The sequence below is a fragment of the Psychromonas sp. 14N.309.X.WAT.B.A12 genome (assembly GCF_030397575.1).
Taxonomy (GTDB): Bacteria; Pseudomonadota; Gammaproteobacteria; order Enterobacterales; family Psychromonadaceae; genus Psychromonas.
Genome location: NZ_JAPNXS010000009.1, coordinates 81,687 through 94,198, shown reverse-complemented (window position 1 = coordinate 94,198; position 12,512 = coordinate 81,687). Strand labels below are relative to the sequence as shown.

The window sequence follows — 12,512 nt, the reverse complement described above, 5'->3', positions numbered from 1 at the left end:
ATTCCTGAGGGCATACAAGTGGAACAATGATTGATCTACACAGTCATATATTAGCAGGAATTGATGATGGGGCTCGCTCCTTAGTTGATTCTCTGCAATTAATTGAAGGTTCTACAAACAGCGGTGTGCAAAAGATATTAGCGACACCGCATATTCATTTAGGCACCTTTGATAATGATTTAACTACGATCAAGCACGCTTTTAACAAGCTTGTTTCTTCTGTTAGTGAAAGTTCCTCCTCTCAAAAACTCTCTCTTGCTTATGCCGCGGAAGTACGAATTTGTCCTGAAATTATGATGTTGGCTAGCACTCAACAATTACCTTTTATGGGGAAATGGCAAGGTTACAGCTTATTATTATTAGAGTTCCCGCACAGCCATATCCCACCCGGTAGTGAAAAGTTAGTTGATTGGTTATTGGCACATAACATTATGCCGATGATTGCACACCCTGAGCGTAACAGAGGCGTTTGGGAGTCTCCTGAATTGTTAGCTCCGTTTAAAGAGCGTGGTTGTTTATTTCAAGTCACTGCAGCTTCGATAGTGGGGGATTTTGGTGAAAGATCTAAGGAACTAGTTTGGGATTTACTACAAAAAGACGAAGTTACTATAGTTGCCTCAGATATGCATAATGTTAATCGTCGGCCTTCTAAAATGAAAGAAGCTTTTTCAGCCGTGGCGAATCAACTTGGCGATGAATGTGCTAAACAATTATTTGTAAAAACACCGAATTTGATATTTGAATCTAATCCAACTATTTGGACCAATCAATAGAGAGTTTGAGGTTTCTGAACTAATAGCTTTGGGTTATTTGTCTTTTGGTTTCTCTCTTTACTTTTATCTCTCCGCAGAAAATGTGATCTTAAGCATTTTTCTTGTATTTTTTAAAATCCTTATTATGATGAGCAATGACTTAATCACTGTTATTGATATAACAAGTTAAGTCATTCGACTTCAGGGCGGGGTGTAATTCCCCACCGGTGGTATTTTTACGATATGTATACCAATCACGCTAATTAATTGATTTGTTTTGCTTGTTAAAAATAATTTATTGCTTCGTTGTAAGTCTGGTAAAGGGAATAACCATTTACCTCAACTTATCTCTTGGACTAAATCATTTATTCTACACAAAATTTAGATCTCTCATTTAATATAATTGGTATTAGGTATCAGTAAAAGAGCCCACGAGCGCCTAATTATTACTAGTAATAGCTTTATTAGGGTCAGCAGATTTGGTGAGAGGCCAAATCCGACGGTTATAGTCCGGATGGAAGAAGATCGAGAGTAAATAGCGTGCAAAATATCAACTATTCGACCCTATCGTTTTAATACGATAATTGGGGACATGAACTTGATCCCTTACAGAAATTGTTGATCTTCATTATTCCAATGAGGGCAGGTTATACTGCAAAATTGTCAGTTATTTATTCAGTTCTTTAGTGTTACAACTATTGAATAATACCGTTAGCCTTAATGAAACTATTCCAGAAAATAAATGGAATGGTTAATGATGTGGGCGGTATAACGTTCTTTCCAAGCTCTGTCTTTCTCTCCTTTTTAGTTTAGGAATTGTAATGACAGGTATTACCTTTATATTTTTTGCGTGCTTATTATGGGCCGCAGATACATTGATACGTTATCCTCTTTTATTTGGCGGCTCCAGCGCACAACAAATTGTGTTGTTTGAGCATTTAATATTAGTTGCTGTATTAGCTGGCATCTTTTTATTTAAACGTCGTAAATTTAACTTCATCTCTCGACAAACCTTCATCCCTTTTTTAGTGATTGGTTTTTTTGGCTCTGCTTTAGGTACCTTAGCGTTTACCGAAGCATTCTATTTGTCTAACCCTACTGTGGTTATTTTGCTACAAAAGTTACAGCCACTCGTTGCGGTAACACTCGCCTGTGTTTTATTGAAGGAAAAAATAGATTCTCGGTTTTTCCTTTGGTTAGGATTAGCTATTTTAGGCAGTTTGTTATTGATTTGGCCTGACTTCCAAGTGTTATTAGCCGATTTTAAAGAGGGGGATTTACAGCATGGACAAAAAGCATTATGGGGTTATGGCCTCGCTTTATTTGCTGTTGTGAGCTGGGGAAGTGCAACGGTATTTGGTAAAAAACTGAGTACCCAAGGACTTAGTAGCTTAGATTTAATGGCCGGGCGTTTTAGTTTTGGCCTACTTGGTATGTTGCCTTTTGCTTTTATTACACCGAGTTTGATAACTAGTATTGAGTTAACCGTGCTACAAAAAATTGCCATGTTAGCTGTGCTGTCTGGTGTCTTGGGGATGTATTGTTATTACCAAGGGTTAAAGCGTATACCTGCGCATTGGGCTACCTTAGCTGAAATGTTTTTCCCGGTGGCGGCAATCTTAATAAATTGGCTATTTTTAAATGTGGAAATGACTCAAATTCAACTACTCGGTGCAGTTACGTTAGTTGCAGCGAGTACGATGGTGCAACGAAAGCCTTCATTAACAACCTAGTTTTATTTGATTACGATTAATAAGTGCACTCATCGTTTAAAGAGTGCACTTTAATGTCTTCAATCCCTCTCTGAAAGTTATCCTTCTATCTATTTGTTAAAGTGCACAGTCTTTGCACAATTAATGGTTATGCTATTATTTATTAGTAACTTGGAGGATATAAGCAGAATGTTTGCTTATAAATTTTTTAAAATTTTATTGGTTAGTATGTTGTTAACATTATTAAACGCTTGCTCTGATAAGCATGAATCAGTTTTATTAAAGGTTGAGCCACATCAATCAACGGCTGATGTTTTATGTAACTATCAATATAACCAATACAACAGTTCAAAATCAGTAGAAGCAAACAGTGTTGCTTACTGGTCATGTGATAGCAATTCGAGAGATCTCGATGCTAATGGTATCCCTGACCATCAAGTAGGGAAGTTTCCGAACGCGCATAACCCTTATACTATTTTTCAACAGTCTGTTATCGAAAGCTTTCCTTTGCACCCAGTTGAAACCAAAGTGGCTACTAGGCTTAGTGGGGAGCATGCAATGATTGGCGTGACGCTGAATGGCGTGAAAATTTCAGGCGGTATAGGCGGTAGCTGTGATGATTTAGGTAAAAAGTGTAGTGCGACGGATTACAGAGGCAATTGGAGTATCGAAACTATAGGGCAAAGTGCTTTTAATTTTGGTATTGATAAAAATAATGCGCATGTGCAGCCTAATGGCACTTATCATTACCATGGCATGCCTGAAGGCTTTATCGCTAGCCGAGGCGGTGATAGTGATCGAATGACTCTGATTGGTTGGGCTGCTGATGGCTTTCCTATTTATGCGCGCTATGGGTATTCAAATCCTGCTGATTCCAGTTCTGCAATCAAGTTGATGAGAGGCAGTTATCAATTGGTCAGTGATATTAGTGACAAACGACCGCCGTTGGACATTTACCCTCTAGGGACTTTTAAGCAAGACTGGGAATATGTGCCAGGATCTGGAGATCTAGATGAATGTAATGGTCAAATTGGTGTCACACCTGAGTTCCCTGAAGGAATTTATCATTATTACGCAACGGATAGTTACCCCTACTTTCAACGTTGTGTGAAAGGGAGAATTTAAATTGATGTGCAACAGGTAATTAAATAATGAAAAAGAATATGAAATTAATGAAAAAAGGACTGTTAAGTTTAACTTGTGCGTTATGTTTAACAACACCAAATACCAGCTTTGCTCACTTAATGGCTGCACAGCATGGTACGTTGAGCTTTATTGGTAGTAATGTTTATATCGCGTTATCTTTGCCTATGTCTGCCTTTAAAGGTGTTGATGATAATGGTGATAAACACGTTACTATCCAAGAATTTAATAATCATCGTGATTTGATAAGCGAAAAAATAAAAGAAAATATCTATTTAACGGAAGATAAACGTAAGTTTGTTGTTGATGGCTTGTTATTGGAGCCGACTACTGGCCATGAAGAAGCTGGTAATTATAGGCATACTGCAGGTGAAAGCATTAAGCATGTTACTATTATGGGGCGCTATGCATTAACATCAAGCAATGCTAAAGTTGCTTTAAATGTTGCTCTTTTTAGTGATGATATGACCACTCAACAGTATGATTTTGTGGCTACAGATAAAAACAAAAAATTGACTCACGAATTTGAAGTGATCCCTAGTCAACCTTCGATTTCAGTATTTAATTAAGCAGTCTATTTGCTTAGCTAGCGCTAGGGTTAATTAGCTCATTCTAATAACACTTGTATGAGAATGAGCTTTATATAAAAATGAATATTTACCAATTAATAATGATCTTAATAACTTGAGCAACGTAATAACCTACTTACTCGCCAACAAATGAGTGTCCCATTGAAGAAACTATTACTCCTTATCGCACTGATTCCTATCGCTATTCTCATTTTCTCATTCTTAAAAGACAGTGCTGCCACTGAGCTAAAAATACTTAATACTGCGATATCCTTATCATCAAACTTGAAAGTGCAAAAAGATATTGTTTTTGATGCCAATAAAGACCTAAAGCTTGATATATACAGTAAAAAGGGCTGGAAAGCTGACACTAAGCGCCCAGTGCTTGTATTTTTTTATGGAGGTGGTTGGCGTTGGGGAGATAAGGATTATTTTACCTTTGTTGCAGATAGTTTTGTAGACAAAGGTTATCTCGTTGTTATTCCTAATTACACGCTTTATCCAACAGCTAAATACCCTGAGTTTGTAAAAGATGGCGCTAAAGCCGTAGCCTGGGTCAACCAACATATCGCTAAATACGGTGGTGATACTGAACAGCTGTTTATCGCTGGGCACTCTGCTGGCGCTTACATTGCGGCGATGGTTGCTTTTAATGATCAATATTTAGCTGCTGAACACCAACCTACATCTATTATTAAAGCGGTGGCGGGTATTGCTGGCCCCTATAACTTCACTCCTAAAGAACAGCAGTATATTGATATTTTTGGTGAAGAAAATTTCAATGATATGAGAATAGAAAATCACCTTAATGGTAATGAACCACCTGCACTGCTTATTCATTCTGAAGGTGATACAACGGTAGGTTTATTCAATCAACAGATAATGGCAGAGGCATTAACAAACAATGCAGATAAGGTTGAGACTTTAATTTATGGGCAGAAAGTTACGCATGTAAAAATCTTAATGAAATTACATCCTTGGTTTGCAAAAGAGGTAAACGTTGCAGAAGACATTGATAACTTTTTTAAGCGAATGAGTGAATGATAAATAGCGGAGATGCTATTAGCTTACATTAGTTGTTAAAATTAGCCTCTCATTAACCTGTATTAGCTGGGTGTTTATTGAATCTGCAAACCTGCAAGTCAGCTTCATGATGCATAAATATATAGTTGTTTTCTTCACTTTTTTAAAAAACAACATTAAAAAAATCAATTTCCCTCTTGAAATCCAATCAACTGTCTCCATCTATTAATTAACTTATTAGTAGTAACCCTTAATTAAGAGAGAAATAGAAATATGGAAAAGCAACAAAACCATGCTTTCAGTGCTGACACTGGTAAACTTCTTAAATTAATGATTCACTCTTTATACTCAAATAAAGAGATTTTCCTACGCGAGCTTGTTTCAAATGCTGCAGATGCTGCAGACAAATTACGCTTCAAAGCATTATCTGATGGTAGTCTTTTTGAAGACGATGCAGACTTACGCGTGCGTTTAAGCTTTGATGAAGAAGCAAAAACAATCACTATTAGCGATAACGGTATCGGTATGACTCAAGACGAAGTCATTGAGCACTTAGGTACTATTGCTAAATCTGGTACAAGCGATTTCTTCGAACAATTATCTGGTGATCAAGTTAAAGATTCACAGTTAATCGGTCAGTTTGGTGTTGGTTTTTATTCTGCATTTATTGTTGCCGATAAAGTGACGGTTAATACACGTAAAGCAGGTGATGACGCTAGCCAAGGTACTATGTGGGAATCAACGGGTGAAGCTGACTACACTGTAGCGAACATCGAAAAAGCGGATCGCGGTACTGAAATCATTCTTCATTTACGTGACGATGAAACTGAATTCCTAAACGATTACAAATTACGTAGCGTTGTTTCTAAATACTCAGATCACATCAGTATCCCTGTACAAATGTTTAAAGACGCGGTACCTGAGTCTGAAGGTCCTGATGGCGAGAAAGTACCTGCTGTTGAAGCAACTTGGGAATCGATCAACAAAGCAACAGCTCTATGGAACTGTGCTAAGAGTGATTTAAAAGACGAAGAATACAAAGAGTTCTACAAGCACATCGCAAATGACTTTGAAGATCCACTAACTTGGTCTCATAACAAAGTAGAAGGTGAGCAAGAGTACACTAGCTTATTATACATTCCAAAACGCGCGCCATATGATCTATGGAACCGTGAAAAAGCACATGGTCTAAAACTATACGTTCAACGTGTATTTATCATGGACGATGCTGAACAGTTTATGCCAACTTACCTACGTTTTGTTAAAGGTGTGTTGGATTCAAATGACTTACCACTAAACGTATCACGCGAAATCCTACAAGATACACGTGTAACCACTAAGCTACGTAGTGCTTGTACGAAACGTGCATTAACCATGTTAACTAAGTTTGCTAAGAAAAATGAAACTGAGTACAACGCTTTCTGGAAAGAGTTTGGCCAAGTATTAAAAGAAGGTCCTGCTGAAGATCCAAGCAACAAAGAGCAGATTGCTAAATTATTCCGTTTCGCTTCAACTGAAACTGATAAAGCAGACCAAACTGTTTCTTTAGACGCTTACATCTCTCGTATGAACGAAGAGCAGGATAAAATTTACTACATCACTGCAGATAGCTTTAATGCGGCTAAAAATAGCCCTCACTTAGAGATCCTACGTAAAAAGGGTATCGAAGTATTATTACTATCAGACCGAGTTGATGAATGGTTATTAAGCCATTTACCAGAGTATGACGGTAAAGCCTTCATCAGTGTGACACAGGGCGATTTAGACCTAGGTAAATTAGATACTGAAGAAGAGAAGAAAGAGCAAGAAAAACAAGAAACTGAATTTGCTAGCTTCATCGAACGTACTAAGAAAGTGCTAGGTGATAAAGTAAAAGATGTACGTTTAACGCAACGTCTAACGTCAACGCCTTCATGTATTGTTGCTGATAGCGATGATATGAGCACTCAAATGGCTAAATTGATGGCGCAAATGGGGCAACCAGTACCAGATAGCAAGCCTATCTTTGAACTTAACCCTGAGCACGAAATGATTACTAAATTAGCAGATATGGCTGATGAAGAGTTATTTGCAGAATGGACAGAGTTATTATTAGCACAAGCAATCCTATCTGAAAAAGGTAGCTTGGATGATCCATCTGAATTTGTTGCTCGCATTAACAAGTTATTAATCGCTTAATGAAGCGCTTTATCTACTCATAAATGTGTTAAAGGCCTGCTTATGCAGGCCTTTTTAGTGGATAATCTTGTGAATTCACTCACAACGGTGTAAATTTCGCTGTAGAATTTATTAATTATATAGGAAGCTAGAATGCGCATTATCTTATTAGGTGCCCCAGGTGCCGGTAAAGGGACACAAGCTCAATTCATGATGGATAAATATGGAATCCCACAAATCTCTACGGGTGACATGTTACGTGCCGCTGCTAAAGCAGGTACAGAGCTTGGATTAAAAGCAAAAGAATTAATGGATGCAGGCCAATTAGTCTCTGATGACTTAATTATTGGTTTGGTTAAAGAACGTATCGCACAAGAAGACTGTGCAAAAGGTTTCTTACTAGATGGTTTCCCTCGTACTATTCCACAAGCTGATGCGATGAAAGCCGCTGGCGTGATTGTTGATTTTGTATTGGAATTTGATGTGCCTGACGAAGAGATTGTTAAGCGTATGGCGGGTCGTCGTGTTCACTCTGGATCAGGTCGTACTTACCACATCGTTTACAACCCACCAAAAGTGGAAGGTAAAGACGATGTAACAGGTGAAGACCTTTCTATTCGTCCTGATGACGAAGAAGCAACAGTACGCAAACGTTTAGATATTTATCATACACAAACAGCACCTTTAATCGCTTACTACAAAAATGAAGCGGCGCAAGGTAACGGCGCTCATCATAAATTTGATGGTACACAAGCTGTTGATGTTATTAGTAAAGAGTTAGCCACTATTTTAGGCTAAGCTTTATTACATAAATCATTAATATTAGGGGCGTTAGCCCCTTTTTTACAGGGATAAGGAGAGCAAATGCAGTTGAGACTATGGAAAAGTTATTCACGACATTTTAGTTTATTATCCCTGCTCTATTTTATCGCCGCTTGTAGTTCTACTCCTGATAAGCAAACAGATCAGCAAAGTCTGTCTGGTCAACCAGCAAGTATTAAAGTACCCACTCAATCTTCTTCAAAACAACAATCTAATATGCAGCCTGATGATTTACTGTATGCCATTCTCCGCAGCGAATATACGTATTGGGCAGGTAGCCCTTATCGACTAGGCGGCAATACTTTACGTGGCATTGATTGTTCTAGTCTAGTGCAACAGGTGTTTAAGAATAGCTTCAATATCCCTTTACCTCGCACTACCGAATACCAAGTTAAGAAAGGTTTTGCTATTAAGAAGAGCGAGTTAAAAGTCGGTGATTTAGTCTTCTTTAAAACCAGCCGAACAACTCGCCATGTTGGCATCTATATGGGAAACAATGAGTTTTTTCATGTTTCTACCAGCAAGGGCACAAAAATATCTTCGCTTTCTAACCCTTACTGGCGTAAACATTACTGGCAGTCACGCCGTATAATCTAACTATTTTAAATCTGAACGTCAGTTAATCTGGTCTATTGAGTTTAAATGGTGCTGTGATTGATGCGTATTCACCGCCGCCTAAACGTGCTAGTGGATTGACTTTCTCTGCTGCAATATCAATACGTTCAGTCTGTTCTTTATTAATCACACTATCGCTAACGTAAAGGTGTTTAACTTCTACAAAGATCAATGTTTGCGGTACATCGCCAATCTCTTTTATCTCATATAGTTCACAAGCATAAGCTATATCACACTGGCTAATACGTGGCAGTGAAAAGTCTGCAAATTCTGTTGTGCTTAAAGAGGTGTTGGTTAGCTCTGATTCACCATGTGCTAGCGTTGCGGCAGTTTGAGTAACCAGGTCTGCTTGTTGTTCGGAAGCAATATGAATGACCATCTTTTTGTTTTTCAAAACATTAACTAGCGTATCTTTATCATCGCCATTAGGCTTTTTACCTACTGAAAGCATCAATAAAGCAGGGGCGCTTGATACGGCTGTAAAGTAAGAGAATGGCGCTAGATTGAAGCTGCTTGGTGTGCCTTCTGATTCCGTCAATACCCAAGCGATTGGACGAGGGATAACAGTTTGAGTCATTAAATGATAACGCTCTGAAGCACTGTATTTTGAAAAATTAAGCTGCATATAATCCTCTGATGATAATGTCTAATTGAGTGTTTTTTTGATGGTTTAATTATATAAAGTGTTAATATAACGCTATGTTCGATTTCTATAATTTACATATAGCATATTTATAAGGTGAGGCGTTGGCTAATTTAAAAAAGAATATTAAAGATGAGCAAACGATTGTTAACTTATTAAGTAAAATGCCTAAGCCTGTTGCTGACAGTTTTAATGAAGAGCAACTGACTCATTTATTTACTATTTTAAGCTCGCGCAGCTGGGCTAAACATAGTATTGATTTGCGCGGCACTTTTAAGATCCCCCTTTATCGCCGACGTTTTTATTATGTATTTTTGGCGGGTAAAAACTTTCGAAAGCTATCAAGGCAAGAGCAGAATTTATCATTAATTAGTAAAGCGATTATGCTAACGATACTATTGATATTTTGCACTTTAGTGGGGTTGTTAGTGGTTTATTTAATCAAGTCTGCGTTAGGTATTAACCTGATTCCAAACTTCTCATTTGGTATCTGGGGATGGTTTAAAGGGTTGTGGGTTTAGCGCTGATTGGTGGGTATTTTAAACACCTCTCAAGGTTATACCAATCACAATAATTAATTGATCTATTTTACTTGTTAAAATAACTTATTCCTTCGTTGTAATTTTCGCAAATAGAATAACTATTAAAGAATTAACTTCTTTTGGTTAATTCTCCGATAGACTTTTAACGAAGTTAATCTTCGAAAGGCTCAAATTACGCCTTGAACTCAGTCATTTTTCCTGCGCAAAATTTAGATCACTTATTTAATGTAATTGGTATTAGAGGTGTTTAGCATTTACGCTATTTTTTACTCGGCATACCAATAACCTAGATTCACTAATTTAGTGAACAAAGTGAGTGCCGCCTCTTCATCTTTAAAGATTGTAAGTAACTCGCTCGCGGCTTCATCTTGATCACATAAGCAATGTGCTAATTCTGTAAACCCTGAGAAGTCGTATTCTTCACCATTGATAAACACTAACTTTGGCGTTTGTTGAAAATAAACGGCACGTAATCCGCCTAGGCGAGTAAATTGAGCGCCGTCTTCTAAAAACTCTAGGATCTCTTTATTTTCTAGCGGGTACTCTGGTGCTGCGATGTCTAAGTCATGTTTTGCTTCGCTGATCATTCGCCCGAACCAAGGAATAAGTTGTTCTGGTGTTTTACAGTTAGCAAGCATTACGTGATGTAGCTTATTTAATTCAGAGTCTTCAATACACCCCGGTTTTTCGCGTACTTGCATTGGAATGTCAGTGTAACGCAAAGCGTTGTCATGGTTGTCGATGTTGTAATCTGTAAAGCTACTCAGTAAATCATTTTGGTCTGGTGCTCGGAAGCCAACACTGTAATTTAAAGATGGTTCAATCGCATAACCTTCATGCGGACAGCCACTTGGGATGTATAGGATGTCACCTGGTTCCATTTCTACATCAATAGCGGCATTAAATTCACCACAGTGTTTTAGTGCACCATGTGCAGCAAATTCAGGTAATGTTTGACGAGCACCAACACGCCAGTGACGCTTACCTTCACCTTGAATTATAAATACATCATAGTTATCAATATGTGGGCCAACACCACCTTTAGGTGTTGAGTAACTGATCATCAGATCATCGATGCGCCAGTTAGGTAGAAAGCGAAAAGGGCGTACTAGTTGTTGTGCATCTGGATGCCAATGGTCCACGGCTTGAACCAGTAAAGTCGCGCCATCTTTTTCTAAACGTTCAAAGCTTTTAAATGGGCCACACTCTGCATGCCATTGGTCATCTTGTTGATAAACTAATCGGCTTTCCAAGTCTTCTTCCATGGCCAGTCCTGCAAGTTCATCGGGTGCAATTGGATCTTGAAAGTCGATAAAACCTTGTTTGAGTAAAGCGGGTTTCTTTTGCCAGTAAGTATCTAAAAACTGGTTAATTTCAAAATTAAGTTCAAACATGTTGTCGCGCCTTTCTGTATAAAATAATTTGGAGTGTAACAGGTCGTTTATAAGCAGGGTAGCGATACCGCTATGCCACTAGATATTCATCATTAAAAGCCGATTTTTGTGATAATGTTGATGAAGTTATCCTCATATTAGTTCATTTTCAAGGAAGTATAATGGAAAGGTCGATCAAGTTTGATAAGGTCACGGGTTTACTCGCCGGGTTAGTGGTGGTGATGATTTGGTCAGGTTGGATCATTATTTCTAAATGGGGGTTATCACGTTCTTTAACGGTGTGGGATGTAACTGGCGTGCGATTTTTAACAGCGGCAGCGATCATTGCCCTGTATGCTTTATTAAGTAAAACTTCACTTAAGTCTATTTTCACCTTACCTATTATTATTTGTAGTCTATGTTGCGGTGCTTTATATGTCTGCGCTAGTTTGATTGGTTTATTAATTTCAGATGCTGCGAATACTGGCGTGATCATTAATGGGACTATGCCGATTATGTGTGCGCTGATTTTGTATGTGTGGAAAAAAGGGCGTTTAGGCCGTACTCAATATTTGGGTATTACTCTGATTTTGGTGGCTAATAGTTTACTGTTTACGAGTAGTGGTGGGGCGAGTCTAATTGCTTTGTTATGGTTACTACTGGCGGCTTTCTTCATCGCTTTTTATTCTGTTTCAATGAAAATATGGCAGATCAATATTAAGACGATTATGATCTCTGTTCCGATTGTGAATGCGTTATTTTTTACGCCGATTTGGTTTTTTCTACCTACCCACCTCAGCATTGCACCAGTATCTGAGATTATTCTACAAGGTGTATATCAAGGGATAGTTGTTAGTATTTTAGCCTTGTTTTGTATGAGTTACTGTATCAATAAGTTAGGGGCGGTATCTGCGTCGGCGATTATGGCCTTAGTGCCTGTGGTTTCTGTATTGTTAGCTATATGGATTTTGGATCAAACATTAACTTTACAGATGGCGGTTGCTATTTTGATCTGTTCTGTGGGTATTGCTTGTTACAGTAGTCTACAACCATTTTTAGATTGGTTATTTAGCTGTAAGAGAAGTGATACTAAGGTACTCACTGAGAAATAATATATTTAGCGCAATAAAAAAGGCAACCCTAAGGTTGCCTCTTATCGAT

12 protein-coding genes are annotated in these 12,512 nt (G+C 38.0%); 10 read left to right on the top strand and 2 right to left on the bottom strand.

Features of this window, described 5'->3' with window-relative positions; genetic code table 11:
• Window positions 1–26: 26 nt before the first annotated feature.
• The 8 genes from OW492_RS12590 to OW492_RS12555 all read left to right on the top strand — a co-directional run bounded on the left by OW492_RS12590 (window position 27) and on the right by OW492_RS12555 (window position 8,775).
• Entirely contained in the window at window positions 27–773 is a 747-nt protein-coding gene (locus tag OW492_RS12590; protein ID WP_290040410.1) for a CpsB/CapC family capsule biosynthesis tyrosine phosphatase, read from the top strand.
• Window positions 774–1,573: 800 nt separating this feature from the next.
• Window positions 1,574–2,485 carry a DMT family transporter gene (locus OW492_RS12585; protein ID WP_290040408.1) on the top strand — a complete coding sequence of 304 codons (912 nt, stop codon included), beginning with the start codon at window positions 1,574–1,576 and terminating at the stop codon, window positions 2,483–2,485.
• Window positions 2,486–2,653: 168 nt separating this feature from the next.
• Window positions 2,654–3,589 carry a YHYH protein gene (locus OW492_RS12580; RefSeq protein WP_290040406.1) on the top strand — a complete coding sequence of 312 codons (936 nt, stop codon included), beginning with the start codon at window positions 2,654–2,656 and terminating at the stop codon, window positions 3,587–3,589.
• Window positions 3,590–3,615: 26 nt separating this feature from the next.
• Window positions 3,616–4,176 carry a hypothetical protein gene (locus OW492_RS12575; protein ID WP_290040404.1) on the top strand — a complete coding sequence of 187 codons (561 nt, stop codon included), beginning with the start codon at window positions 3,616–3,618 and terminating at the stop codon, window positions 4,174–4,176.
• A gap of 162 nt (window positions 4,177–4,338) precedes the next feature.
• Complete coding sequence (locus tag OW492_RS12570; RefSeq protein WP_290040402.1) at window positions 4,339–5,220, top strand: alpha/beta hydrolase; 882 nt, start codon at window positions 4,339–4,341, stop codon at window positions 5,218–5,220.
• Window positions 5,221–5,472: 252 nt separating this feature from the next.
• Window positions 5,473–7,377, top strand: coding sequence for a molecular chaperone HtpG (htpG, locus tag OW492_RS12565; protein ID WP_290040400.1), 1,905 nt, complete (start codon window positions 5,473–5,475; stop codon window positions 7,375–7,377).
• Between the two features lie 132 nt (window positions 7,378–7,509).
• A complete protein-coding gene (adk, locus tag OW492_RS12560; protein ID WP_290040398.1) occupies window positions 7,510–8,154 on the top strand; it encodes an adenylate kinase in 645 nt (214 codons plus the stop codon).
• Window positions 8,155–8,220: 66 nt separating this feature from the next.
• Window positions 8,221–8,775, top strand: coding sequence for an NlpC/P60 family protein (locus tag OW492_RS12555; protein WP_290040396.1), 555 nt, complete (start codon window positions 8,221–8,223; stop codon window positions 8,773–8,775).
• Window positions 8,776–8,797: 22 nt separating this feature from the next.
• Here OW492_RS12555 and OW492_RS12550 read toward each other — a convergent pair whose 3' ends face one another.
• Window positions 8,798–9,418 (bottom strand): flavin reductase family protein, encoded by a 621-nt coding sequence (locus OW492_RS12550; protein WP_290040395.1) that lies wholly within the window; start codon window positions 9,416–9,418, stop codon window positions 8,798–8,800.
• 122 nt (window positions 9,419–9,540) lie between these two features.
• On the opposite strand from OW492_RS12550, the gene OW492_RS12545 reads away from it, so the two are divergent.
• Window positions 9,541–9,957, top strand: a complete 417-nt coding sequence (locus OW492_RS12545; protein ID WP_290040394.1) for a 3-phosphoshikimate 1-carboxyvinyltransferase — start codon at window positions 9,541–9,543, stop codon at window positions 9,955–9,957.
• Between the two features lie 287 nt (window positions 9,958–10,244).
• Here the strand turns inward: OW492_RS12545 and OW492_RS12540 are convergent, their stop codons facing one another.
• Window positions 10,245–11,372: a cupin domain-containing protein gene (locus OW492_RS12540; protein ID WP_290040392.1), complete on the bottom strand. Its 1,128-nt coding sequence runs from the start codon at window positions 11,370–11,372 to the stop codon at window positions 10,245–10,247.
• Between the two features lie 161 nt (window positions 11,373–11,533).
• Between OW492_RS12540 and OW492_RS12535 the strand changes: the two genes are divergently transcribed.
• On the top strand, window positions 11,534–12,463 hold the full coding sequence (locus OW492_RS12535) for a DMT family transporter (protein ID WP_290040390.1): 930 nt from the start codon (window positions 11,534–11,536) through the stop codon (window positions 12,461–12,463).
• The last annotated feature ends 49 nt before the right edge of the window (window positions 12,464–12,512 follow it).